The organism is Hyphococcus flavus (assembly GCF_028748065.1).
GTDB classification, from domain to species: Bacteria; Pseudomonadota; Alphaproteobacteria; order Caulobacterales; family Parvularculaceae; genus Hyphococcus; species Hyphococcus flavus.
Window position 1 is genome coordinate 1,970,810 of the sequence record NZ_CP118166.1, and the last position, 25,046, is coordinate 1,995,855.

The window sequence follows — 25,046 nt, forward strand, 5'->3', positions numbered from 1 at the left end:
AATCTCTACCTTAAAATGCGCAGAGTTCATCTATCTTGGCAGCGATGCGGTCCGCATCCGGAACAACCACATTCAACAAGACAGGGTTATGGGGGCTCGGTACATCGGGCATGGTGAGGCGAGAAACCGGCGCGTCAAGGTCAAGGAACGCTTCATCGGCGACAACGCCCGCAATCTCACCGCCAAAGCCGCCGGTCTGCAAGTCTTCATGAACGATCAGGCAACGATGGGTTTTCGCAACCGATGCCAGCACCGTTTCCTTGTCCCACGGCATGAGCGTTCTGAGATCAATGACTTCAACGCTGCGGTACGACGCTTCTGCCGCCTTTTCGCAGCGTTCCACCATAGCGCCCCAGGCGACGAGCGTAATGTCGTCGCCTTCCTTCGTCACTTTAGCCTTGCCGAACGGCAGCATGTATTTGTCGCCGGGATAGGGTCGGCGCGCCCATGCGGCGTCGAGCATGGCGCGGTGTTCAAGGAACATTACAGGGTCATCGCCGCGCAGCGCGGTGCGCAACAACCCGACGGCGTCTTCTGTATTTGACGGTACGGCTACCTTCCAGCCCGGCGAATGCACGAACTGCACTTCGTTGGTCTGGCTGTGCCAGGGATCGCCGCATTTGAAGAACCCAACCGGCATGCGCACGACCATGGGCGCTGCAAAGCGGTTATTCGTCCGCCAGCGCATAGAGCCGCAATCGTTGATTTGTTCTGTTGCGGGCTCTGCGTATTTGCGGAACTGGATTTCCGGCACCGGCAACAAACCATTCAGCGCCATGCCGACGGCGCGGCCGATGATCCCTTCTTCGGAAAGCGATGTGTCAAAGACGCGGTCTTCCCCGTATTTGTCCTGAAGACCGAGCGTTACGGCGTGAACGCCACCCTTCGGGCCGATGTCTTCGCCAAAGATGACCATTTTGTCGTTCAGCGAAAGTTCATGGTCCAGCACTTTACGGATCGCCGTCACCATGTTGATGCGGTTGCCTTCGGGCGATGGCGCCGTATCGCCTGAAGGCGCGGTGAAACTTCCCCTTAAGCCGCCTTTTTTTTGCGGTTCGTCGCCAGAGAAAACATTCGTCGCCACAGTCGACGGATCGGCAACAGGCAGACTTTCCGCCTTTTCTCTTGCGGCTTCCACATCAGCTTGTGCGCGGTTTTCGATCTCGGCCCACTCGGTCTCAGTAACGAGCGCAGGAACAAGATTTTCCTTCAGCTTTGGCAGCGGATCGCGCGCCCATTCCTTTTCGACAAATTCTTCGGACTTGTATGTCTGCGTGTCCTGAAAGGAATGTCCTTGAAGACGCGGCACCGTAAGACGGAGGAGAGCGGGGCCCGTTCCCTCTCGCACTGTCCCGACCGCATCTTTAATCAGCATGGCGGCTTCGGCCGGGTCGGTTCCGTCGCCGTCGAGGACTTTTAGGTTTTTGAAGCTTGCTAGGTTTGCGGCGATGTTCTGTCCCGGCGTCTGGAAATGCGATGGTACGGAAATGCCGTAGCCGTTGTCTTCTATATAAAACAGCATCGGCAGCTTTAGCGTCGTCGCCATGGTCAGCGCAGACCAGAAGCCGTTTGTGGCGCATGACGCTTCGCCGCCGAGGACGACGCCGATGGCGCCTTTATACTCAGGATCTTTTAAGGTTTCTGTACGGAACTTTATCGCCTGGGCCCAGCCGGCGGTGGGCGTGTATTGCGCGCCGACGCCGCCGCACATGGGCAGTGCAGAAGGGCCGTCGGGGTTAGGATAATTGAAAACAACGCCGATATCGCGTCCGTCGGAGTAACCGCCCGCGCGCGCCAGTGAAGACCCGAGCGCTTCGACGAGGTCAACGCCTAGCGACAACAGGATCGGGCGGGACCGATAGTAACCGCAGATCGCGTCATGCTTATGTGTAAGCAGAGTACCTAACAGCACCTGCGCCATGTCGTGGCCGCGCGCTGAAAACTGGTAGAGCACCTTCTTTTCGGGAACGAGCTTTGTTTCCTCAAGCGCATCGAGAGCGCGTGAGACTTGCGTCACGTAGGCAATGCGCCGCCAGTTGATGGAGGGGTCGATCAGGTTTGAGGTTCGAGAGGCGTTTGAAGACGGCTCATAAGCTTGTTGCGCGGCGCTGTTCGGCATTGGGCTGACTCCCTTGGCGGCGAAAACCGCGCGAAATTTAGCATTCTCGCTCGGAAATTGTGTTTCAATTCAAGGCCAGGATGTCCACAATTACGAAATAATTATTTCATAATATATCATATAGTGATAATATTTATTGAATTCTATCACATAGGTGAAAGATGCAAACCGGACCAGACGCTTCTGATTTGAAGCTATTGCGCTTGCTCCAGAAGCACTGCCGCGGTTCTTCCCAGGAATTGGCGGATGAAACGAATATGTCGCCGGCGACCTGCTGGCGGCGGATGAAGGCGCTCGAAGAACGCGGCTTTATAAAAGAGTATTCAGCAAAACTGGATCGCAAGGCGCTGGGATTTACGCTCAGTGCGTTCGTGCACGTTTCCATTGACCGGCGTTATTCAGAAGTGGTTGAGGATGTGGCGGTTGAAATCGCCAAACGCCCGGAAGTGCTTGAGTGTTATGCAACAACGGGCGACTCTGATTTCACGCTGCGTGTCGTCGCGAAAGATATCGAAGACTATGACAATTTTCTTGAGAATTTTCTCTTTCGCTTGCCTGGTGTGGGGCAGGTGCGTTCTTCAATTGCGCTACGTGAAATCAAACACACTTCGGAATTACCTATTTAGTCTCTACTAACAGGGGTGCATGTTGCTTCAACGACAGCTAGTCATACCCTATTGGCGATAGTCCGGAGTTTCAGGTTTGATTGAATTTATCCGCAAAAATTTCCGATGGATCGCAGGCGGGTTTTTACTCACCTATTTTTCAAGTTTTGGTCAGACGTTTTTCATATCTGGGTCTGTGGCGGAATGGCAGGCGAAGTTTGATTTAAGCCATGGTGAGTTTGGGCGGCTGTATATGGCGGCTACTATTGGCAGCGCAGCGTGCCTTCCATTTGTGGGCCGTCTCGTTGATATCGTGCCGGAGCATCGTTTGCTGATGATGGTTGTGCCGGCGCTTGCTAGCGCCACATTGCTTGCTGCCTTTGCGCCAACTGTCGCCGTGTTGGTTGTTGCGATTTTCATGTTGCGTTTGTTTGGGCAAGGCATGATGACCCATATCGCATTAACCGCTACGGGGCGCTGGTTCGATGCCATGCGCGGCCGCGCTGTCTCGCTGGTGGTTTTGGGGCACCAGGGCGGTGAGGCGACCCTGCCGCTTTGTTTCGCTGCCATAGCGATTGCATTTGGCTATCAGACCGGATGGATTTTCAGCGCGCTGGCGTTGTTGTTGATTGGTCTGCCGCTTAGCGTTTGGGCCTACGCGAAGCCACGCACGCCAATGGAAGGGGAAAGCGCGCCAGCAGAGACAAGAAGAAGCTGGACACGTGCAGAAGTCTTGCGGGATCCGATTTTTTGGGCGTTGTTGACTGGGGTTCTGGCGCCGCCTTTTATTGGCACCACTATATTCTTTCATCAGGACTATTTGACGGCGCTGCGTGAGTGGCCGCCGCAACTGTTCGCGCAAGGCTTATCGCTAATGGCGATCACAACGGTCGTCTTTGCACTAATCATAGGGTCAGTGATCGACCGTTTTGGCGCCTTGCTTGTTCTGCCTTTCTTTTTGCTGCCATTGTCAGCGGCATGCCTTCTCGCATCTGGAGCAACAGGCGCGTTAGGTTTATTTTCCTTTATGGGATGTCTCGGCGTCAGCTACGGCGTTTCATCGACGCTGTTCGGCGCCCTTTGGCCGGAAGTTTATGGTGTAAAACATCTCGGCGCTGTGCGGTCGGTTATTGTCTCGGCAATGGTGTTGGCGACCGCCGCCGGGCCAGGGTTAACTGGCACACTCATTGATTCAGGAATTTCCTTGCCGCAACAATTGGCATTCATGTCCGCCTATTGTGTCGGCATCGCTATGCTGATGGCGCTGGCGACGATATTGTTGCGGCGGCGTGGGTAGGTCTGCTATTGGGATGATGCAAGGCGGTTATTCTCGGCAGCCCATCCGCCGCCGAGAGCGACAAACAAGTCAGTTGCAGCAGTCAGGCGGTCGAGCCGACCCTGGGCCAAGCTATCGGACGCATTAAAAAACGTCGATTGTGCATTTAAAAGGCTCGTCAAATTATCCGTGCCCGCACGATAACGTGCTTCGGAAAGTTCCAACGAACGCTCGGCGGCGGCGTAGGCCACTTCAAGCTGGTCTTCGCGTTGTTCGGCAGTCGCCAAGCCGCTGAGTGAGACTTCTACGTCGCGCAAAGCCGCTAATGTCGCTTGTCGGTAACGCGCCACTTGTTCATCGACGCGTGCTTCGGCGCTGTCGAGCCCGGCCTCCAAGCGTCCACCAGAAAAAATCGGCGCTGCGAGCGATGAGGCGAGGGAGCCAATGATGTTTGTCCCGCCGGTGAGCGGTGCTGCCGACAAGCCGGCGCTTAAATCAATTGAAGGTAAAAACGCCCGTTGTGCGGCGGCGACGCCAGCATCTGCGCCGCGCAAGGAAGCTTCGGCGCTTAAGAGGTCAGGACGGCGCAGTAACAGATCTGCAGGCAGTCCTGGATCAATCGATGGCGGCGTCAGTGCGAGAATGTCGCCTTCCGGCGCGTCGTACCCTTGCGGCGTTCGTCCAAGCAGAACGGCAAGTGCAGTTTCAAACGACACAAGCTGTTGCTCAAGTTGCGGGATACGTGCGCGAGCGTTGGCAAGAGAAGCCTCCTGACTTGAAACATCGAAACCAGAGACGTCGCCGGCATCGTATCGCACTTTTATGATGTCGTAGATGCGTTCAGAGATTGTGAGATTTGATCGCGCGGTATCCAGTCGCTCACGAAGGGTCAGTATAGAGAAATAGTTGAATGCAACGTCCGACTGGACCGTGAGTTCCAATCCCTTTTGTGTAAATACCTGTGCATCATAGCCTGCGTGAGCGGCGGCGCGGTCTGCCTGATTCTGGCCGAAAATATCGAGCTGGTAGGAAGCGGAAAGGCGCCCTGAAGTTGAAATATCACCAAAGTCGCTTTCAGAATTCGATGACGCTGATGCGCCGCCATTGATCGTCGGGAACAAAGAAGCGTTTGACGACTTAACCGAAGCGCGAGACTGGCGGACACGGGCGATGCCTGCGATTATATCCTGATTGGCTGCGAGCGCTTCATTCACAAGTGCATCGAGTTTAGGGTCTGCAAAAGCGCGCCACCATTGAGCGCTAATCGGGTCGCCTTGTTGATCGACATGATCATAGGCAAGCGGCATTTCAGTCAGGCCGGAAACCGATGTTTGCGGTGTTGCGCAGGCGGTCAGTGCAGTGCATGTGAGGAGTAATACCATACGTTTCATTTCATCTACTCCGAGGCTAGCGCGATGACGGGGTCGAGCCGGGCGGCCTTCCGCGCGGGCAGGTAGCCGAAGATCAAGCCAATTGCGAGGGCTGAGCCGAAAGCGAGTATCGCCGGTTCGGGCGTGATAGAAATCGACATGCCGAAGCGTTCGAGCGTCAGTGAAATAGCAAGACCGAGTGCAAGGCCAATGAGGCCGCCAAGCCCTCCGACCACAAGCGCTTCGGTGTTGAACTGCACCATAATGTCGGACCGTCGCGCGCCGGTCGCCATGCGGACGCCGATCTCGCGTGTTCGCTCGCTCACGTTGACGAGCATGATGTTCATGACGCCAATTCCGCCGACGAGCAGCGAGATGGCGGCGATGGAGCCGAGCAGCATGGCAAAGGTGCTCTGCGTTTCCTCGACCGATTCCAGCAGAGATGCTGTGTTGCGGATCTGGAAATCTTCCGTGCCATGGCGGGAGAGAACGAGGGCGTGCGCCGACGTTTCTGTTTCGGCAATGCGTTTTGTGTCATCAACGGCGATTGTAATGGATGACAAATAATTCTGGCCGAACAGACGCATCATACCGGTGGTAATCGGCACCAGCACCACATCGTCCATATCCTGCCCCCAGGCGGTGGCGCCTTTGGGTGCGAGGATACCCGCGATCTCAAACGGTGCGCCGCCGATAAAGACGTAATTACCAATAGCATTACCATCGGGAAAAAGGTTGTTCGCTACTGTCGCGCCAAGCACGACGACGGCGTGATAGGCGATCTGGTCTTCAGCGGAGAAAAATGTTCCTTCCGCCATTTTCCAGTTTTGTGCGAGCGGCCAGTCAGCGGATACGCCATCGACTGTGGTTTGATAATCCAGTGCTCCGGCGCGCAATGTTTCGCGCCCGCTTCTCACTGGAACCGCCGCCACAACATTGTCGAGTTCAGCAATCGCTTCCGCATCGGCGGTGGTGAGTGTCGCGATTGCCGAACCGCGCATGCGCGTGCCTGGCGCACCGGGACGCACGAATAAAAGGTTTGAGCCCATGGTTTCTATGCTGGCGACCACCTGCTTCTGACTGCCTTCACCAATGGCGAGCATGGCGACAACAGCCGAGACGCCAATGATCACACCAAGCATGGTGAGTGATGTCCGGAACAGGTTCGCCCGGAGAGAACGAAACGCCATTTTCACCGCTTCCCCGATCTGGTCGATGATGGTGGGGGCCGATTGCTGTTTTTGATACTGCTCGCGAGCCTCCTGCGTCCGTGCTGCGCCAGTGTCAGAGACGATCTTGCCGTCCTTGATTTCGATAATGCGTTTTGCGCGCGCGGCGACGGACGTGTCATGTGTAATCAGAATGATCGTGCGCCCGGCTGCGTGTAGTTCCTCAAGCAATTCGAGCAGATCGCCGGAGGATGATGAGTCAAGGGCGCCGGTGGGCTCGTCGGCGAGAATGACTTCCGCATCGTTCATCAGCGCCCGGGCGATGGAAACCCGCTGCTGCTGGCCGCCGGAGAGTTCGTTCGGACGATGAGTCGACCGGTCGCCGACGCCGAGCTTGGCGAGTAGCTCTCCGGCCCGCAGTTCCCTTGCTTCGCGATCAACGCCTGCGTAAATCGCAGGGATCTCTACATTCTCTAGGGCAGTTGCATTGGCGAGCAAATTGTAGCGCTGAAACACAAAACCAAACGTGTCGCGGCGGAGCGCGGCGAAATCGTCCGCATCAAGATCGGATATATTGTGTCCGCGAATATTGTATGCGCCGCCGGTCGGTTTATCCAGGCAGCCGAGGATATTCATTAATGTTGATTTGCCTGAGCCCGACTGGCCTACAATGGCGACAAACTCTCCGGCATTGATGGATAGCGATACCCCATCAAGCGCGCGCACTTGCGTCTCTCCATCACCGTAGACGCGTTCGGCGTTTTGAAGTTCCAGCAGAGCGGACATTAGCGAGGTCCCCTGCGGCCCATGCCGCGTGGGCGTCGGCTACGGTCAAAATTTCGCTCTTGAACGACAGTTGCAACTTTTTCGTTCGTGATCACGGTGTCGCCTTCGGAAAGTCCGAATAGAATCTCCGCTTGGGCGCGTGTTGAGATACCGACCAGCACCGGCTGCGGTTGTGGCTCACCGTCGCGTATGACCAGCACGTATTTGCGTTCCGCGTCCGGATTCGCCTCAAGGGCTTCACGCATGCCTTCCCTGCCGGAGCGGTTCCGCGTACCGCGCCTCGCGCCTCGCGCATTCTCATCATTATTAGCTTCTGGCTCCGCAGCGTTTGCCGCCATCAGGCCCTGACGTTCCTCGCGCTGGTTTTCGCGATTGCGTCTGCGGTCGCCGCGGCCTTCGCGTGAGGGCCGATCGCGCAATGCGGCGACGGGCGCCAGTACGGCATCTTCTGTCTCGCCCGTAACGAAAAAGACCTGCGCCGTCATTTCCGGTTTCAAAAGCTCTTCAGGGTTTTCGACGTCGAGCAACACTTTATAGAGTACAACGTCATTTAGAACTTCCGGTTGCGGCAGCACCTGCCGCACGGTAGTGCGCCACTGATGTTCGCCGCCGCCTAGTGTCGTGAAATAAACATTCTGACCTTTATTAATCCGCAATACATCAGCTTCCGAAACGTCGGCTTCAATTGTCATGACGGACAAATCGGAAATACGCAAAATGGTTGGCGTTGTTTGATTGGCGTTGAGGGTCTGACCTTCAACAGCGGCTTGGGAAACAACAGTGCCGCTGATTGGCGCATAAATTTTTGTAAACTCAAGCGTTGCCAGATCCGCTTGCAATGTTGATTGTTGACGTTCTTTTTGAGCGTCGAGTTGAGCGAGCCGCGCTTCAGCGATTTTCAAATCTGCTGACGCTGCTTCAAATTCCGCACGAGAGATTGCATCAGCTTCATAGAGCATCTGCGCGCGCGTTGCGTTTGCGCGGGACAGTTCCAGCGTTGCTTCCTGTTGTGTGTAGGAAGCATTTAGTTCCTTTAGCTGCGCTCTGTCGGCTTCAACCTGTGCAGCGGCCCGTGTTTCGTCGATTTCGGCCAGAAGCTGACCTTTTTCAACCTTGTCGCCGACCTCGATATAAAATTGCTCAAGTTGGCCTGAAACCTGGGCGCCGACGTCCACGTAATTTTTTGGCTGCACCTTGCCTGCGGCGGAAATCGCCACCTGAAGATCGCCGCGTGTGACGCTGGCGGTCTGGTACTCTGGCGCCTTTTCACGAGACAGCACCATTGAGCCGGCAACAGCGGCAATGCCAACTGCCCCGGCGATCAGTGCCAGACGCAATGGTTTTATCGATTTCTTTAAAATAGGCATGATGGCCCCTGAATGTGTTTTCGCCCTCAGCACGACGACTGTAAGTGATAAACGCGTGAACTATCGGCTTCCGTCGCGAAATAACGCTAATAATTTCAACGCGGTGAGAATAAGGCGCGAGCGAGACGACAATGCGGCGCCGTCATGGCAAATCATCTGATTTTGGCAGGACTACGCATCGGGTTGTGAGAATCGGCGCGCTCTGACACAAAGCAATGAGTCACCATCACGGGGTTGTCATGAAAAAAATTCTCACCGTTTCCATTCTTTCGCTAATGCCTGCGTTAGCCGCTGCCGAACCATCGGACCACGCCAAGGAGCTCGCGCAGCAATTCATTATTGTTGATGGTCATATCGATGCGCCTTCAACGATTGCTTCAGCCGGCGCTGACATGGCGACAGGTGAGAAATCAATCGATTTTGATTATGAGCGCGCGAGAGTCGGCGGGCTCGATGCGCCGTTCATGTCGATCTATGTGGCGGCGGACTACGAAGATAGAGGCGGCGCCAAAGCACGCGCTGATATTCTGATCGGCCTCATGGAAGGGGTGGCCGCGCAGTACCCGGATAAATTCGAGATCGCCTATTCCCCCAAGGATGTGCGGCGTATTCATGAGGACGGCAAGGTCGCCTTGCCGCTTGGCATGGAAAACGGCTCGCCGGTTGAGGGCGACCTCCAAAACCTCAAGCATTTTTATGATCGCGGCATACGTTACATTACGCTCGCGCATTCAAAATCAAATCATATCTCGGATTCTTCCTATGACGAGAACAAGCGCTGGGATGGGTTGTCGCCGTTCGGTTTTGAACTTGTCCGGGCGATGAACGACCTCGGCATCATTATTGACGTCAGTCACCTTTCCGATGCGGCGATTGTGGATGCATTGGCGACGACACGTGCGCCAGTGATTGCGTCACATTCTTCGTTGCGTCACTTCACCCCTGGTTGGGAGCGAAACCTTTCCGATGACCTGGTCAAACAGATTGCCGACAATGGCGGCGTTGTGATGATCAATTACGGCTCGGCTTTCCTTACGGAAGAAGCGAATAAATATTCCGGCCTGAGAAACGCTGCGGTGGACGCCAAGGAAGCAGAGATGGGCCGCGCGATGACGAGCGAAGAGCGCGCTGGATTTTATGCTGAATGGGCGGAAGAAAATCCGTATCCATTTGCTGACCTGGAAGACGTACTTAATCACATTGACCGAACGGTCGAACTGGCGGGCGTGGACTATGTCGGGATTGGTTCAGATTATGACGGTGTTGGCGACTCGCTGCCGACGCGCCTTAAGGACGCTTCGTCTTTTCCAGTCCTCATCGATGGCCTTATCGCGCGCGGCTATGATGACGAAGCGATCGAAAAAATCCTTGGTGGTAATGCGCTGCGAGTCTGGGAAGAAGTCGAGGACGCGAAGCGCAAACGGAAATGGTAATTTCCTTTTGACACTTTTCTTTTCAAGTTCGGCCACGGATTTGCCGGAATAGGGAGCTAGGTCATTTGCAATGACCGACATCGGCCCGCTTGAATGGATCAAGCTCGCGATTTTTTACGTGAGCTATCTTTACGTTGTAGCTGCCCCCACAGCTTTCTGGTTTGCGATCATTAAGGATGGCGTATGGCGTTGGGGCGCTATTCTTTTTCTGATTGTGATTACGCTGTTGGCTTATGGCCGGTTTGTAGAGCCGCGCATATTGCTGACGCATGAGCATAATATCGCGCTGGACACGTGTTTTGAGAGCAGCGGAGCTATGCGCGTTGCTGTGTTTTCCGACACGCATAACGGTCTGTTTAAGAACGCGATGCCGATCAAGCGAATTGTAAAAGCGGTCGAGGCTTCGAAACCGGATTTCACAGTGATTGCCGGCGATTTTATTTATTTTCTCGCTCCGGAATGGTTTGAAGAAACATTTGGGCCGTTCGCCGATCTTTCAGCGCCGGTGTTCGCCGTGCTTGGCAATCATGATATTGGCTTGCCAGGTCCGGACTTGACGGCGCCATTGCAGGCTGCGCTTCCCGTTCACGGCGTCCGTTTAATCGATAACGAAGCTCTAATCTTGTCAAACAGTCAGTTCGCTATTGAGCTGGTGGGGCTTTCCGATCAATGGGGACGGCGGCAAGATTTGACTTTGCTCGAACCTGATTTGAACAAGCCGCGCATCGTTCTGACGCACAATCCGGCGACGGTTCGGGACTTTTCCACCACAACAAAGACCGACCTGCTGATAGGCGGGCATACGCATGGCGGACAGATTCAGCTCCCTATGGTGACCTGCGTCATGACCGGCGTTTGCGGCGATAATGCTTCCGGCCTGCGTATGGAAAAAGGCGTGCTGATATTCACGACTCCAGGAACGGGCATGGTCGGTCTGCCGATGCGGTTTCGCATGCCTCCTCGTATCGACATGCTTAATATCAGTTATTCACGTTGCCCCAGCTACGAACGCGATAATTTCAACGATTAAAATTTTAATCAATCTTTATACAGAAAAATTTTCCACAAACGCTTAACATCTGTTGCATTGCAGCGGTTTCGGGCTCATCTTCCGCCACGTTCCCGGGGCGCATGTTGATGGAAAGGAAACCGAATGCCTGAAAGCCGTCAGTTGCCGCCGAACCTACTCAGCATCAAAAATCACATCGACTCGCATGGGTTAGGATGCGTGATTATGGATGATCACGTGGCGGTCGGCGTGTGTGAGCAATGCGGGGAAGATGGCCGGATCAAGGAAGGAATCAGGCGCGTGAGAACCTTTGACGAGGCGCGGCTCATCATTGGGTGCCGCTGCGGTTTGTCCGAGGACGGCGCCTGACGCTGCCTATTCCGGTTGCGCGCCGAAGCGCTAAGCCCCAATGTGCGCTCAAAAGGAGGCGTTCATGGCTGATCTTAAAAACAAAACGCTATTTATCACGGGTGCGTCTCGGGGCATTGGTCTGGCGATTGCGTTACGGGCTGCAAAAGACGGCGCTAATGTTGCGATCGCGGCAAAATCGGCGGAACCACACAAACATCTGCCAGGCACGATTTATACGGCTGCGGAAGAGATAGAGGCGGCTGGCGGCAAGGCGCTGCCGCTTGTCTGCGACATCCGATATGAGGAGCAGGTGCAGGCTGCCGTTGACGAGACAGTCAAAAAATTCGGCGGGATAGATATCTGCGTCAACAACGCCTCGGCGATTTCGTTGACCGGCACGGAAGCAACAGAGATGAAGCGCTGGGATTTGATGCACTCCATCAACGCGCGCGGAACGTTTTTGACCTCCAAGACTTGTATTCCGCATCTTAAAAAATCCGATAATCCGCATGTTTTAATGTTGTCGCCGCCGCTTGACATGAGCCCGAAATGGTTCGCCGGGCACACCGCCTACACCATGGCGAAATACGGCATGTCTATGTGCGTTCTTGGCATGGCGGCGGAATTCAAAAACGCCGGCGTCGCGTTTAACGCGTTGTGGCCGCGCACGGCGATCGCCACGGCGGCGGTGAAGTTTGCGCTGGGCGGCGACGCCATGATGCAGGCGTCACGCAGTGTCGATATTCTTTCCGATGCGGCCCATATGATTTTCACAAAACCGGCGAAGGAGTTCAGCGGCAACTTTATAATTGACGATACGTTTCTTTACGAGAATGGCGTTACGGACTTCGAAAAGTATCGTGTTGATGCGTCCAAAAAACTGGCGCCGGATTTCTTCGTGCCGGATTCATCAACGCCGCCACCAGGCGTTGCGGAAACCCTGATGGAAGGTATGCTCGGCGGCTGACCTGTGAAAGTTTCCTCGCTACATTATTACCCGGTCAAAGGTGTGCGCGGAGTAGCTTGCGAGCGAGCAGCATTCGATGAGCGCGGTCTTGTCAATGACCGCCGCTGGCTTGTGACAAGCGCAGAAGGGCAGTCGCTTACGCAACGCGATCATCCGGTGCTTGCGCAAGTTGAAGCTAAAGTGACAAGCGATGGTCTTCGTCTGAGCTGCAATGGCGCCGAATGTGATGTTGCCCTTCCACCACGAGCATCGCGGCGCCGGATTAAGGTGTGGCGCGACGAGGTTGATGCGATGGATGCAGGCGACAAGGCGTCGTCGTGGTTTTCAACTTTGTTGGATCGTCCGGCCCGGCTTTATTTCATGGATGAAGAAGCGGAACGGATGACAACGGCGAAATGGTCGCCAGTATCGACGGTCAGCTTTGCCGATATGCACCCGTTCCTCATCGCAACAACTGAGTCGCTACAGGCATTGAACGATTCAATTATAGCCAATGGCGGCGAGGCGGTGGGAATGGAGCGATTCCGGCCCAACATCGTCATCGACGGCGCCGAAGCATGGGCGGATGATAGCTGGCTTGTCATCAAAATTGGCGATTACGTCTTTGACGTTATTATTCCGTGCGACCGGTGCGTGGTCACGACGAAGGATCAAATGACTGGGGAATCGGCGGGCAAGGAACCGCTGCGCACGCTGGCTAAAATCCGAAAATCCGCCGACGCCAAGATAACGGGCGCGCTTTTTGGCTGGCGATGTTCGCCACGCGGGAGCGGGGAATTGAAAGTCGGTGACAAGATAGAGGTGCTTGAAAGACGCGCCGAGCCCTGGCCAATAGTATAATCCTAATGGTGATGAGGTTCCGTATTCACCTTGCCGCATTTCCCGCATTTGATGACAACGCCATGAGCGTCATGATGGGCGACACTTACTAACAGCTTGGTTTTGCAGCAACCGCAACGATAAGTCTCGTCCCCGCCGCCTTCGCGTAAGGGCGTACCGGCCGTGTGCTGTTCAATGTTTACATCCTTGGCGCGTTCCGGATCGATCACGATCATGTCGAATTGCGGCATCGGGGCTCTCCTGCAGCAGAATTTTCTGACAGAAGAGCCCAAACCGCAAACGGGTGCAACTGCGGTTATGCCGCTTCTCTGAAATCGCCGAGCTGACCATCCATGGCGCGCTTAAAAGCCGGTCGCGATGTGCAGCGATCAATATAGGCTGAGAGGTTTTGATGTGTCTCAGCGATCTCCGGCAGGATGCGTAAAACCGACGACATCATCAGGTCGCCGGCGGTGAAGGCGTCGCCGTCCAGAAAAGGTTTGTAGTCGAGGTTACCGGACAGCGCGCTGAGCCGTTTGTGCATAAACTCAACAGCGCTCGGACGCCGAAGCTTGGCCCATTCCTGATCAGCATAAAAAAGATCAATCAATGCTACATTCATAACGAACGGCTCAATTGAGTTGACTGCGGCGACAAGCCATTGCTGGGCTTTTGCCCGCGCGTCCTTATATTTGGGCAACAGGTATTCGCAACGCTCGCCTATATGCAATACGATCGCGCCGCTTTCGAACAAGACTAGGCCGTCTTCCTCAAAAATCGGCACCTGTCCGAATGGTTGCAGCGCGCGGTACTCAGGACTGTCCTGTTCGCCCTGTTCAAGAAGGCGTGTTTTATAGGGTAGTCCTGCTTCTTCCAAGGCCCAACGTACGCGCAGGTCGCGCACCTGGCCTTTAGCGAAATCCGGTACGGAAGCAAAAGCGGATACTGTTATCATTTGGGTTTCTCCTTTTCTTGTTTTGTTTACATGCCAGGGATAGGCAGGCATTCCATGATCTCGACGGCGTCGCCGGGGAAAATCGTAAAATGTGGATGGTTTTCGAACATCTTTGCTGCTTCGTCATGGGATGCCGCTTCAATGACGATGTAGCCCGAAAGGTTGTTTTTGATATCTGTTATACCATCCGTGCTGGCGCGTTTGGTTTTGCCTAGCGGACCGCCCTCGACAACAGTGGCGCTTGCATGTGTTGCGCCCCAGTCCATCCATGCTTTCATTCCTTTTTCTTCACGCTTTTTGCGTTCGGCCTCGTCCATGGTTTTCCATTTTTCAAACGATGCCGGTGTGCCGGTATAAACCGCGAGAAATTGTTTCATCTTTTACTCCTTTTCTACTTTCACAAATTGCATGAGATATGCGTGCTCCTTCTCAAATGCGCTTGACCAGCCGCCAAATTGAGAATCGCGCCGGTCGGCGTTGAGGATGCCTGCTTGATGAAATATCTGCTCGGTTTTGCCGCCAGTTTCACGGAACAGAATTGTTACCGTTGTTTCAACGCCGTCGGATGGACCGCCGCTATCCCATATGAAAGTGAAGACGAGACGCGAGTAGCGTTCAATTTCTTTGTAAACACCGCCGAACCAGTTTTCTCCGTGTTCGTCGGAGCGGATCATGGCGCGGTAAGCGCCGCCAACCCGGAAATCCATTTCAACGACTGGACAGTCAAAGGTCTCAGGGCCCATCCAGTTTTTAAAGTGTTCGGGATCGGACCACATGGAAAAGACGAGCGAGGCTGGCGCGTCAAAAGTGCGGGTTATCAACAGTTCATTGTCGGCGAGTTGTGCGCTCATCAGGATTTTCCCTTCTTCTTTTTCTGTTTTTGGATTCGCGCGAGATAGGCGCCCATCTTGTCGAAGCGCTGATCCCAGAAGTGGCGGTAAAATTCGAGCCAGTCATCAATGCCTTTCAGCGCCTGCGGTTCGAGTTTGCAGGGGCGCCATTGGGCATCGCGCCCACGCGAGATGAGGCCAGCGTTTTCGAGCACTTTCAGATGTCGCGAGATGGCGGGAAGGCTGATGTCAAATGGTTCAGCAATCTCATTTACTGTCGCCTCATTCTCGGCAAGGCGCGCGATAATCGCCCGGCGGGTCGGGTCGGCGAGGGCGGAAAAAGCGGCGCTGAGATGATCCATACTTAACCAAATCGTTAATTAATGATTTGGTTAAATAAAAGACCAGCTAAAGAAAGTCAACCGGGTCTGGTAAAAGAGCTTAGGGACTTTTCAGCGGTTTCAATGAGGCCAGTGAATTATTCGGCTGCTGGTCTCGAAAATTGTGACGCATCGATGTTATCTACGTTGAGCGTTCTTGCTGTCACTGTCGTGGTTTGCATCAGCTCGCCGTTTTCAAGATTGCGCGTCTCGGATTTTGATCTAAATAGCACGCCATCGATTTCTTCATATGACAGTATGAACGACTCTTGGCGGACCTCCGTCGAATCGAGGTCAGGATGCAGCGCGCTTGTCTCTACGCTGCTGGCTTGCAGGAACGTGTCTTTGTCAAAGAATAGATGCTCTGAAAAACCGTCCGGCGCAGTTCTTTCAACTTCCCAAAAGGCCGATCCGTTACGCTCGGCAGATCCGACAAGCTCAAGCTTGTAACCAAGGCCTGGCAATTCGTGCAGACCGTAAAGGTTGCCGATGACGCCGCGTTTCAAGGCGGCGTCACCTCCCGGCGACAGGTCCGCGACTTCACCATCATTGAACATTTGCCAACCGCCATCAGGGCCCAGCGCTTCGGTAAATACGCGGTTGCCTTCCGCAAAAACATCGATGCGCATGAAACCTTCGCGGGTCGCCCTGTAATGACCCGTCACGGTGAAAGACGGCTCCACAATCAAAAGCTCTATATCCACATTGCGAATGCTTTCGATTGCTTCCTTGCCGCCGCGGGCTTCTGCATTCCTGTCGATCAACGTTTCAAGCGTTATTTCAGATGCTGGAGAGCAGGCGGTAAAAATGATTGAAATCAAAATACTAAAGGCGATACGAACGTGCATCTAAGGGAACCCCCATTTAATGTTACATATGTAGCATTTCACATTTTGGTTTGATCTGCAAACACAGTTTGCCCAGTTTGCGACACTCTACTCTGGAGACACGGTGAGATGACAACGCTCCTCTATTCCCACCCGGTATTCGGTCGTCATGAAGTGCCGCCGGGGCATGTCGAACGGCCTGACAGATATGTGGCGGCGGAGAAGTCCCTGCAGTCGGAAGACTTTGCCGAACTGATCAGGCGCACGCCTCCGCTGGCGACGAAAGAGCATATCGATCGCGTGCACCCGGACCGCTACCGTCAAGCCGTTGAAGAGAGCGCTCCGTCGGAAGGGCTTGTTCAGTTCGATGCTGACACATTTATGGGCCCGTCATCGCTTGACGCCACATTAAGGGCTGCCGGCGGCGCCTGCGATGCAATTGATGCGATCTACGCCGGTGACGCAACGAATGCATTCATCGCCGCCCGCCCGCCGGGCCATCATGCGGAACCTGAACGCGCCATGGGGTTTTGCATTTTCAACGCGGCGGCGATTGCGGCCCAACATGCGCGCGCAGCGCACGGCGCAAGAAGAGTCGCGGTTGTTGATTTCGACGTGCATCATGGCAACGGCACTGAGGCAGCGTTCTGGCATGACGAGAATGCATTTTACGCGTCGTCCCATGAATGGCCGCAATATCCGGGCACGGGCCGGAAAAGCGATCGCGGCGCCTTCGATAATATCGCCAATGCACCGCTAGCAACCGGCGATGACGGAGAAGCTTTCCGCAAGGCATGGGGCGAAGAATTGCTGCCGGCGCTCTCTGACTTTTCACCGGACTGCATTATTATATCCGCTGGCTTTGACGCCCATGCTGCAGACCCGCTTGGCGGGCTTAAACTGACTGAAGAAGACTTTTCCTGGATCACTGCTGAGATTGCAGCCGTCGCCCAGGACAAATCAGGCGGGCGGCTGGTGTCGCTGATGGAGGGCGGGTATGATCTCGCCGCTCTTGGGCGTTCCGTCGCGGCCCACGTAAAGACCTTGATGCAGGCCTGAGAACCAAGCCATAAGTCTTGCTGGGAGCATTCCGAAAGAACATGAGCGGCCGCATAATTACCGTACGCCACGGGCGTCCTGACCTCTCGCGCGAAGTGAATGTTTCCGCGCGAGAATATGGCGACTGGTGGGCGCGATATGATGCGAGCGGCCTTGCACCGGATGAGCATCCGCCGGGGCCCTTGACCGAACTGGCAAGCAGTGCGGAGACAGTGTTGTCGTCGACCTTGCCACGCGCCATTGAAACGGCGCGCAAGGCAACCGGCGGTAAACGTAATGTTCCAGCCGATCCGATGTTCGTTGAAGCGCCGTTACCGCCGCCGCCGTTCCCAGATTTCATCAAACTACGACCGGGCCAGTGGGGAGTGGTCTCTCGTATCTTCTGGATTTTCGGGTATGCGCCGAGCGGTGTTGAAAATCATCTCGAAACCTGGAAACGGGTCGGGAAAATTGCTGACCGTCTGGAAAGCTATGCACAAGATGGCGATATTGTTCTATGCGCCCATGGCTATCTCAATTGGATGATCAACAGGAGTCTGAAACGGCGCGGTTGGCCTTGTGTAGAAAATGAGGGCGGCAACAAATACTGGTCGTGGCGCATTCACGAACCGGCAGCGGCAAATCGCAAATTAGAAGCTACCGCTGCTGCAGAATAATTCAAATCCCCAGCCATTTCCTGACCTGCTCCACCCGTGACCGGCCAATCGGCAAGGCTCTGCCGTCTTGCAGCAATAGCTGGTAGCGGCTTCCTGAAAGAGAGAGGAATTCTTTGACATATGTTCTATTGACGATGTGGGATTTGTGGATGCGGTAAAAATCTGAGCCGAGCAACTTGTCCAGTTCCTGCATCGTCTTCCTGTTGAGCAGTACGCGTCCATCATCAAGTTCGATTTCAACGAAATCATCCGCGCCATGTAGCGCAACAACGGAGTTAAGGTCAGCAAACGATACGCCTGATCCCGCTTTTCCCTGCATGCCGCCGAGATATTCTAAGGGCGGAGCAAGCGGGTTACGGCCGTTGAGAGCGCGTTCCACAGCTTGAAATATCCGTTCCTGCGTAAACGGCTTCGCTACAAAATCGACAACGCCATGAGAAAAAGCTTCGACCGCGCGGGATTGATCGGCGGAAACGACAATCGTTCTCGCCGGAGACTGCGCATCGACGCCGAATACATCGAACCCGTCTGCGCCAAACAGGTTCAAATCCAAAAACATCAGAGCGTGTTCGGAAAGTTGTGAGGCAAGCGGAATGGCTTCGTTCAAGTTTCGCGCAAATTCAGATTGTCCAAATTGATCGCCAAGAGCGGATTTGGCGAATCGTTCCAGACGCTGAGCGGCGAGCGGCTCATCCTCGACAACCAATATGTCAATTAGCTGTCTTGCCATGAGGTTTCCGTCTTCCAATGCGCGCCGTCGCGCGCCGAATGCATCTCCCAACGGTCAGCGAAGGCCTCGGTCAGGCGCGCTTTGACATAAGCCAGCCCGGCGCCGGTATGGCTGCAACTTGCCGCCGTTTCCGCGATGGGCGTTAAACATTGAACGCATACCCTATGCTGATCCCGGTTAGTGTGGATCTCAAAAACCGCGCCCGAACGATACTCATTATGGGTAAAAGCGTTCTCAATCAGCGTCAGGATGATTGCCGGTGGACAAGTGAGGTCTTTCGTATGACCACTTGTAAGCAAAGAGAAGTTTGCATCGGCGCGCAAGGACATCACTTTCAGGTGGTGACGGCACAACGCTAATTCTTCTTCCAAAGGTATGAGTGCTTTTTCGCTATGATCATAGAGCAGCCGCATTTCCTGACTGAGGGCGTCAATCATAGCAACGCCTGTCTTGGGGTCTTGCTCGATCCACTCGGCCAGGGCCGTAAGCGTGTTCATCATGAAGTGCGGTTGAATTTGTTTTCGAAGCAGTTCGTGACGCAAGCGAATTGCCTGAAGGGCGGCTTCTTCTTTCTTTATGCGTTCATGCGTCAGGTTTCTGATTTGTAGAATGAAGAGCGCAAAGACCAACGCCGCCATCATCAGGTAGTAATTGACGTCAAGGAAGTTCCAGGGATCGGCAAGAAAGACAACAAAGAAGAAAACAATAGCAAGTCCTGTGATTACGGCGCCCTTTCGTTGACTGCGCGCGCCGATGGCTGATGCAATCAACGCCGCCAAAGCAAACGACAAGATGACAAAGACTGTTTTGCTGTCGTAGCCAGGCAAAAAAACTGAAACTAATGCGAGCCCAGCACCGATGCCGAACACCAAACGCAGGTTTTTTGGTGCAAATAAATGTGCGGCAAAAACAGACAAAGCGGCGCCAGCGATCAGTGCAAAACCGAGCACGAGCCATAAACGCAGCATATGCAATGGATAATCATAGAGATGAAATGCCCGCCAGGCTTCGGCGCTGAGCTGACCAATAATGGCAAGCGCGAGAATGCTGAGCGAAAGGGAAGCGTAGTCACGTCTGTTCAACGTAAAAAGACCAAGAAAATAAAAAGCGCCAAGGCCGATAGCGCCGCCGGCGAAGATCGCCGGCAAATATGCTTGCTTTATTAGCGCGTTGGGTTGCTGATATGCAGTGATGAACATGGCGTGAAACGGGGCCATAACGCGTGACGGTAGGTGATGGCTCGAAATCCTTACAGCGATAACATTCTCGCCCGGTTCGATTAATCGCTCAGGGATAAAGTAAACCGCATCAACCGCACCTGCCGTTTCTTCGGCTTTCGTTGGTCCGGGACTGCCGGTGGCGCCGATTTTTTCGCCATTGAAATAGACCTCCCGTGATGCGAGCGCAAAAAGGAACAGACCGAGCGGATGCGTTTCATTCAATTGCATGAGGTCGCGCCCGTCCACCCGAGCGCGAAACCACATGACTTTTCCTTGCGGATCAAAACGGTCCAGTGAAACTTCTTCCCAGTTCGAGTCGTCAAAGCCGGGATCAGCGAAGATAGAAGTATCGGTTTCACTAACGAGGCTGCTCGTGAAAACATGAAACGTTTTCGCCTGCGTTTCGCTAACGCCCACAAGACAAAAAAACGAGACTATGAACGCACGCAGCCAGGTCATGATCCATGTTTAGCGGTATTTTGCCGGTTTGACGATCATTGCTGCGATGCAGATGTCGCCGTTCGCCGTCAGAGAGAGACGTTCGCCGATCTAAGACTGAAATATGAGCGGGCTTTGTCTAATGAGGTTGCAGGCAAGGGAGATTTTTTATGTTGCAAAAAACCGGGATCGCGCTGCTTACGGGGGCGTCTTTGGCGATATCAGCCTGCGTTACGGCTGCGCCGCCGCCTCAACTGGCTGCCGAGGAACCCTATCTGTTCGAACCGCGCAATGGCGACCGTGTTGAAGCGTTCAAGGGAACTTTCGAGGTTCCGGAAAACCGGGCCGACCCAAATTCGCGTATGATTACGCTCGGTTATGTGAGATTTCCATCGACGAACCCCAATCCAGGCGCGCCTATTGTGTATCTTGCCGGCGGTCCGGGGGGCACAGGTGTCGGGACAGCACAGGGAAGGCGGTTCCCCCTATTTATGAAGCTGCGGGGCGTCGCTGACGTCATCGCATTCGATCAGCGTGGTACAGGGCTGTCAAATCACCTGCAAGATTGCGAAACGGATTTGGCGTATCCACTGGACAAGCCGCTTTTTGAAGACGCCATCACCGCGCTTTATCAACATGCAGCGCGACAATGTAAGGAATTCTGGGCGGCAAATGATAATGACATCAGTGCGTACAATACGCTGGAAAGCGCGCGGGACCTTGATGATCTGCGCGCCGCACTGGGCGCGGAGAAAATAAACCTCTGGTCGATCAGTTACGGCACGCATCTCGCCATGGCGGCAGTCAAAATCATGGATGAGCGGGTCGACCGGATCGTTATGACGGGTGCTGAAGGCCTGCACCAGACCGTCAAACTTCCCAAGCGAACCGATGAATTTTATGGCCGCATCCAATCGGCTATTGATCAGGATCCCGCCGCAAAGGCCGTTTACCCCGACATTGCGGCGATGATGCGCCGTGTTCATGCGAAACTAGATGCAGACCCAGCAGTGGTGGAGATTGAGGGGGAGGGCGGCGCGCCAATAACCCTTGTGTTTGGCAAGGCTGACATGCAATTGCTTTCAGCCTTTTCAAGCGCAGACCCCCGCAACGTAGCGCAAGTGCTCGCGCTATATTTAGCAGTTGATGCCAGACAGTACGAACCGGCTGCGGCGCTCCTTTATCGTTACCTGCGCAGCGGCACGCTGGAATTGTCGCCCATGTCCACGGCAATGGATATTGCGTCGGGAATTTCTGATGACCGTCTTGCTTTGGTGCGCGAGCAGGCGAAGGCAGGCCTTGTTGGCTCGTTCCTGAACTTTCCCATGCCGCATATAAAGGATGCGTTGCCTGAGCTCGATTTGGGTGAAGAGTTCAGGTCGCTTCCCTATTCCAATACGCCGACGCTCTTGCTGACCGGCATGCTTGATGGACGCACCTATCCGGATAGTCAGGCAGAAGCGGTGGCCGGTTTTTCGGATGTAACGCAAATCTATGTGGAAAATGCCGGACATAATTTATTCATGTCGGACCCGGAGATCGGCGAGCGCATTTTTCAATTCCTGAGCGGCGAGCAAGTCAGTGAGGGGACCATCGTGCTGCCGTTGCCGGATTTTACCGCGCCGCTGCAAAACTGAAGGCCAGACATGACTACAATGCGATGCTTGTTTGCAGCGTTGATTGTGCTGATTGGGTGCGATCAATCTCTGCCGGCTACCGGAAAGGACGCACTACCCGTCGCGCAAACGCATTTCGTTAACGGCTTTTGGTTTGAGGCGGGGCGTTTCATTGAACGGGATATGTATGCCGGCAGCGGTGTTTTTACCGAGCCGCCAGCCAGTGGGTCTTCTTTACATGTTGTCGATTTGAATGGCGCTTATGTTGTCCCGCCATTCGCAGAAGCGCACCATCACATGGTGTTATGTGAACCAGGGCGTATCGAGCAGTTTATTGAAGCCGGTATTTTCTACGCGCAAATTCTGAATGCTCGCGTTACGCAAAAATCTTGCGAAGAAGAGATGCACAGCGACTTTGGCGCGCCGGAAATCGCTAACGCATATGCAGGGCTGACTGCGTCGGATGCACATCCGAGCCAAATTGGAGAGTATTTTTTAAGCCCCGAAGCGATCGACGGAGAGTGGGTTCATTACATCGATTCATTGAGCGACCTGGAAGAAAAATGGCCGGCTATTGAAGCGATGGACGGCGACATTCTGAAAATATTTTTATCTTACAGTGAGGATTTTGAATTTCTGCAGGGAAACACTGATGTTTCGAGCTGGTACAAGGGACTAAATCCGGCGCTCGTTCCGGCGGTTGTTGAAAAGGCGCATTCGAGCGGCTTGCGCGTATCGGCCCACGTGATGTCAGCGCAAGATTTTCATGTGGCGGTATCCGCGGGCGTTGACCAGATTGCCCATATGCCGGGTTTTGCGCCGGGTCCTAGCCTGACCATGGCTTTTGATAATCCGTGGCTCTTGTCACTGCTTGATGATGCCGCCCGATATCAGATCTCCCGCGAGGATGCCGAAAGCGCGGCGCAGTCGGGTATCGACGTCGTCACGACACTAAGCGGAATGGATGAAATTCTAGCGGACCCGGATGGGTTCGCAAGGCAATTGAACGGCTCAGAGGCGCCGTCTATAGCTGCTGCAGAAACGGCCCAACGGTTCATCAGCGTTTGGCAAGCGGCAGCACGTCACAATATGGAAGTCTTGAAGGACTCAGGCGTCACGATTCTCATTGGTTCTGACCGTGGTGAGTTTAATAGTATTGATGAGTATCTGTTTCTTATTGATCAAGGCTTGATGACGGCGTCGGACGCGCTTTATTCGTTAAGTGTTGCAACGCCAAAGGCTATCTTTCCGGATAGGCGGATAGGCGAGCTGACGCCGGGTGCTGAGGCGAGTTTTGTAGCACTTAATGGCAATCCACTTATCGATATGTCGGCGATCAGAAGCCTCGATATTATGTATAAAAAGGGTCAGAGGATTGAATAGCGTGGCGATCGCTTGTCCTTGCGTTCTCCGCCGTTCCGCCGCAAATAGGGCGTATGGCCAAGAAACCCGACGACATTTCCACCCTGTCCTTTGAAAAAGCGCTCGCCGAGCTAGAAGAGATTGTTCAGAAACTCGAAAGCGGGCAGGCCGCGCTTGAGGACTCCATCGCCCTTTATGAACGCGGCGCGGCCCTCAAAGCCCATTGCGAAAAGACGCTGAAATCCGCGCAGGAAAAGATCGAGAAGATCGTAGTCAGCCCAAATGGCGATACTGGCGGAAAACCGAAGGCCGAGAAGGCGAGTTTTGACTGAGTGTCATAGACCGCCCTGCCTTGAGAGCGGGCTGTGTGTTTTGGTCTAGCAATGAGTTACGGCAAACAGAGGCTATTTTGCGGTAAGCGGCGTTGCCTTAGCCAATATGGGTACGGTTAACATACTATTCGATATAAATGGGGTGGCCAATGTTCTTCTCGAAGCGCATGCTTTTGTTGTTCATATCGATTTTTGAGCTGTCCGGTTGCTCAACTATTCCTATACAAGGACCGAGGCTTGATGATGCGCAGCGCGCTTCGCTCGAATCAGCCCTTTCAGAATCAGTTTCTTCCGGTTCAGTTGGGCTCGCCTTGGGTCTCTTGGCGAACAGTGAAGGCGTGGTGTTTGAGTATGCTGCTGGCGAGAACGCGCCAGGCGTCGCAGCTACCACGGACACCATTGTTCGTCTCGATTCCCTAACAAAGCCGCTCACTGCAGCGGCGGTGATGCTGCTTGTGGATCAGGGAAAAGTTTTGCTTGCTGATCCTGTTTCCAAATATATTCCGTCTTTTAGCCGTAGTTGCGTACAAAGCAGCAAGGCGGACAAAGCTTCCTCAGCGTGTGTTCCCGTGGTCAGGGAAATGACAATTGCGCATTTGCTGACGCATACGGGTGGTCTAGCTGGCTACTCCGAAGCGGTTGACGCCCTCTGGGACAGCGAATCGAATATGCAGTTCGCCGAAGGTATAGCGAAGCTGCCTTTGCGCCATCAGCCTGGTGAAGGGTTCCAGTATGGCAATGCTTACGAGGTGTTGCCGGCGGTGATTTCGGCAGCGAGCGGAATGTCGTTCGATGCCTTTCTTCATCAATACTTATTCAACCCGATGAAGATGAACGACACCTATTTTGTCGTTCCTGATAGTAAGCGAATGCGGTTTGCAGCGCTCTATACACGTGATGATAATGGTGCGCTCACAGTTATGTCGTCTCCCTACGATCCGGAAACAGAAACTTTTCCGTCTGGCGGAGGCGGCGTAAAGAGCACTTTGCACGATTATGCTCGTTTTGCCCGGATGCTGCTCGGTGGCGGCCAGTTGGATGGCATACGGATATTGTCAGCGGAGGCGGTGAACCTAATGACGCGGCCACACGTGGAAAAATCCGTCGCTGATTCGTGGCAGGGCGATTATGCATGGGGTTACGGCCTGAGCGTCAGAAGAACTATGCTTGAACGCCCAGACGACAAAAAATCTGTTGGCTCGTTTGGCTGGAACGGTGGTTATGGAACTTTGTTTTTCGTTGATCCGTCGCTCGATCTCATAGGCATCACCTTCACGCAAATGCATTGGCGTGACGATCATGACATGCGTGCAAGGTTTGAGAAGGCAGCGCTTGCCGTATGGGGTCAGAGATAAGTGAGGGCGATGGAA

The 25,046-nt window shown here is 54.3% G+C and carries 25 protein-coding genes; 13 read left to right on the forward strand and 12 right to left on the reverse strand.

The genetic code is table 11. From position 1 onward, the window contains the following. Nucleotides 1-10: 10 nt before the first annotated feature. The gene (locus PUV54_RS09425; RefSeq protein ID WP_274491974.1) at nucleotides 11-2,119 is read right to left on the reverse strand and encodes an alpha-ketoacid dehydrogenase subunit alpha/beta; all 2,109 of its coding nucleotides are present in this window, start codon (nucleotides 2,117-2,119) and stop codon (nucleotides 11-13) included. 161 nt (nucleotides 2,120-2,280) lie between these two features. Between PUV54_RS09425 and PUV54_RS09430 the strand changes: the two genes are divergently transcribed. Both PUV54_RS09430 and PUV54_RS09435 read left to right on the forward strand, forming a co-directional pair. Then, nucleotides 2,281-2,745, forward strand: a complete 465-nt coding sequence (locus tag PUV54_RS09430) for an Lrp/AsnC family transcriptional regulator (protein ID WP_274491975.1) — start codon at nucleotides 2,281-2,283, stop codon at nucleotides 2,743-2,745. Nucleotides 2,746-2,821: 76 nt separating this feature from the next. Beyond that, entirely contained in the window at nucleotides 2,822-4,021 is a 1,200-nt protein-coding gene (locus PUV54_RS09435; protein ID WP_274491976.1) for an MFS transporter, read from the forward strand. Nucleotides 4,022-4,026: 5 nt separating this feature from the next. On the opposite strand, the gene PUV54_RS09440 is transcribed toward PUV54_RS09435, so the two are convergent. Genes PUV54_RS09440 through PUV54_RS09450 form a run of 3 tightly spaced genes read right to left on the reverse strand, consistent with a single transcriptional unit; the run spans nucleotide 4,027 to nucleotide 8,692 of the window. Then, nucleotides 4,027-5,391, reverse strand: a complete 1,365-nt coding sequence (locus tag PUV54_RS09440) for an efflux transporter outer membrane subunit (protein ID WP_274491977.1) — start codon at nucleotides 5,389-5,391, stop codon at nucleotides 4,027-4,029. 5 nt (nucleotides 5,392-5,396) lie between these two features. Next, nucleotides 5,397-7,325 carry a MacB family efflux pump subunit gene (locus tag PUV54_RS09445; RefSeq protein WP_274491978.1) on the reverse strand — a complete coding sequence of 643 codons (1,929 nt, stop codon included), beginning with the start codon at nucleotides 7,323-7,325 and terminating at the stop codon, nucleotides 5,397-5,399. Continuing rightward, nucleotides 7,325-8,692 carry an efflux RND transporter periplasmic adaptor subunit gene (locus PUV54_RS09450; RefSeq protein ID WP_274491979.1) on the reverse strand — a complete coding sequence of 456 codons (1,368 nt, stop codon included), beginning with the start codon at nucleotides 8,690-8,692 and terminating at the stop codon, nucleotides 7,325-7,327. Before PUV54_RS09450 ends, PUV54_RS09445 begins: the two co-directional genes overlap by 1 nt. 239 nt (nucleotides 8,693-8,931) lie before the next feature. Between PUV54_RS09450 and PUV54_RS09455 the strand changes: the two genes are divergently transcribed. The 5 genes from PUV54_RS09455 to PUV54_RS09475 all read left to right on the forward strand — a co-directional run bounded on the left by PUV54_RS09455 (nucleotide 8,932) and on the right by PUV54_RS09475 (nucleotide 13,292). After that, nucleotides 8,932-10,125 carry a dipeptidase gene (locus PUV54_RS09455; protein WP_274491980.1) on the forward strand — a complete coding sequence of 398 codons (1,194 nt, stop codon included), beginning with the start codon at nucleotides 8,932-8,934 and terminating at the stop codon, nucleotides 10,123-10,125. A gap of 70 nt (nucleotides 10,126-10,195) precedes the next feature. Continuing rightward, on the forward strand, nucleotides 10,196-11,155 hold the full coding sequence (locus PUV54_RS09460; RefSeq protein ID WP_274491981.1) for a metallophosphoesterase: 960 nt from the start codon (nucleotides 10,196-10,198) through the stop codon (nucleotides 11,153-11,155). A gap of 123 nt (nucleotides 11,156-11,278) precedes the next feature. Next, nucleotides 11,279-11,503, forward strand: a complete 225-nt coding sequence (locus tag PUV54_RS09465; RefSeq protein WP_274491982.1) for a hypothetical protein — start codon at nucleotides 11,279-11,281, stop codon at nucleotides 11,501-11,503. Between the two features lie 64 nt (nucleotides 11,504-11,567). Beyond that, nucleotides 11,568-12,452 (forward strand): SDR family oxidoreductase, encoded by an 885-nt coding sequence (locus PUV54_RS09470; protein WP_274491983.1) that lies wholly within the window; start codon nucleotides 11,568-11,570, stop codon nucleotides 12,450-12,452. Between the two features lie 3 nt (nucleotides 12,453-12,455). Continuing rightward, nucleotides 12,456-13,292, forward strand: a complete 837-nt coding sequence (locus tag PUV54_RS09475; RefSeq protein ID WP_274491984.1) for an MOSC domain-containing protein — start codon at nucleotides 12,456-12,458, stop codon at nucleotides 13,290-13,292. A 2-nt stretch (nucleotides 13,293-13,294) separates the two neighbouring features. Here the strand turns inward: PUV54_RS09475 and PUV54_RS09480 are convergent, their stop codons facing one another. From PUV54_RS09480 to PUV54_RS09505, 6 genes are all read right to left on the reverse strand, one after another. Continuing rightward, nucleotides 13,295-13,522: a hypothetical protein gene (locus tag PUV54_RS09480; RefSeq protein WP_274491985.1), complete on the reverse strand. Its 228-nt coding sequence runs from the start codon at nucleotides 13,520-13,522 to the stop codon at nucleotides 13,295-13,297. A gap of 65 nt (nucleotides 13,523-13,587) precedes the next feature. Further along, nucleotides 13,588-14,226, reverse strand: a complete 639-nt coding sequence (locus PUV54_RS09485) for a glutathione S-transferase family protein (RefSeq protein ID WP_274491986.1) — start codon at nucleotides 14,224-14,226, stop codon at nucleotides 13,588-13,590. A 26-nt stretch (nucleotides 14,227-14,252) separates the two neighbouring features. Continuing rightward, nucleotides 14,253-14,603: a YciI family protein gene (locus tag PUV54_RS09490; protein ID WP_274491987.1), complete on the reverse strand. Its 351-nt coding sequence runs from the start codon at nucleotides 14,601-14,603 to the stop codon at nucleotides 14,253-14,255. Nucleotides 14,604-14,606: 3 nt separating this feature from the next. Beyond that, a complete protein-coding gene (locus tag PUV54_RS09495; RefSeq protein WP_274491988.1) occupies nucleotides 14,607-15,077 on the reverse strand; it encodes an SRPBCC family protein in 471 nt (156 codons plus the stop codon). Continuing rightward, nucleotides 15,077-15,418, reverse strand: a complete 342-nt coding sequence (locus PUV54_RS09500) for an ArsR/SmtB family transcription factor (RefSeq protein ID WP_274491989.1) — start codon at nucleotides 15,416-15,418, stop codon at nucleotides 15,077-15,079. Before PUV54_RS09500 ends, PUV54_RS09495 begins: the two co-directional genes overlap by 1 nt. A 116-nt stretch (nucleotides 15,419-15,534) precedes the next feature. Then, nucleotides 15,535-16,284 carry a hypothetical protein gene (locus PUV54_RS09505; RefSeq protein ID WP_274491990.1) on the reverse strand — a complete coding sequence of 250 codons (750 nt, stop codon included), beginning with the start codon at nucleotides 16,282-16,284 and terminating at the stop codon, nucleotides 15,535-15,537. A 108-nt stretch (nucleotides 16,285-16,392) separates the two neighbouring features. Here PUV54_RS09505 and PUV54_RS09510 point away from each other — a divergent pair, with 108 nt between their 5' ends. Together PUV54_RS09510 and PUV54_RS09515 are read left to right on the forward strand one after the other, a co-directional pair. Continuing rightward, nucleotides 16,393-17,322: a histone deacetylase family protein gene (locus tag PUV54_RS09510; protein WP_274491991.1), complete on the forward strand. Its 930-nt coding sequence runs from the start codon at nucleotides 16,393-16,395 to the stop codon at nucleotides 17,320-17,322. A 41-nt stretch (nucleotides 17,323-17,363) separates the two neighbouring features. Then, complete coding sequence (locus PUV54_RS09515; RefSeq protein WP_274491992.1) at nucleotides 17,364-17,978, forward strand: histidine phosphatase family protein; 615 nt, start codon at nucleotides 17,364-17,366, stop codon at nucleotides 17,976-17,978. 1 nt (nucleotide 17,979) lies between these two features. On the opposite strand, the gene PUV54_RS09520 is transcribed toward PUV54_RS09515, so the two are convergent. Both PUV54_RS09520 and PUV54_RS09525 read right to left on the reverse strand, forming a co-directional pair. Continuing rightward, a complete protein-coding gene (locus PUV54_RS09520) occupies nucleotides 17,980-18,708 on the reverse strand; it encodes a LytR/AlgR family response regulator transcription factor (RefSeq protein WP_274491993.1) in 729 nt (242 codons plus the stop codon). Then, on the reverse strand, nucleotides 18,693-20,387 hold the full coding sequence (locus PUV54_RS09525) for a sensor histidine kinase (RefSeq protein WP_274491994.1): 1,695 nt from the start codon (nucleotides 20,385-20,387) through the stop codon (nucleotides 18,693-18,695). Before PUV54_RS09525 ends, PUV54_RS09520 begins: the two co-directional genes overlap by 16 nt. A gap of 149 nt (nucleotides 20,388-20,536) precedes the next feature. Between PUV54_RS09525 and PUV54_RS09530 the strand changes: the two genes are divergently transcribed. From PUV54_RS09530 to PUV54_RS09545, 4 genes are all read left to right on the forward strand, one after another. Then, nucleotides 20,537-22,003 (forward strand): alpha/beta hydrolase, encoded by a 1,467-nt coding sequence (locus PUV54_RS09530; protein ID WP_274491995.1) that lies wholly within the window; start codon nucleotides 20,537-20,539, stop codon nucleotides 22,001-22,003. A 9-nt stretch (nucleotides 22,004-22,012) separates the two neighbouring features. Further along, nucleotides 22,013-23,365 (forward strand): amidohydrolase family protein, encoded by a 1,353-nt coding sequence (locus PUV54_RS09535; protein ID WP_274491996.1) that lies wholly within the window; start codon nucleotides 22,013-22,015, stop codon nucleotides 23,363-23,365. A gap of 53 nt (nucleotides 23,366-23,418) precedes the next feature. Beyond that, entirely contained in the window at nucleotides 23,419-23,676 is a 258-nt protein-coding gene (locus PUV54_RS09540; RefSeq protein WP_274491997.1) for an exodeoxyribonuclease VII small subunit, read from the forward strand. Nucleotides 23,677-23,825: 149 nt separating this feature from the next. After that, complete coding sequence (locus tag PUV54_RS09545; protein ID WP_274491998.1) at nucleotides 23,826-25,031, forward strand: serine hydrolase domain-containing protein; 1,206 nt, start codon at nucleotides 23,826-23,828, stop codon at nucleotides 25,029-25,031. Nucleotides 25,032-25,046 lie beyond the last annotated feature (15 nt).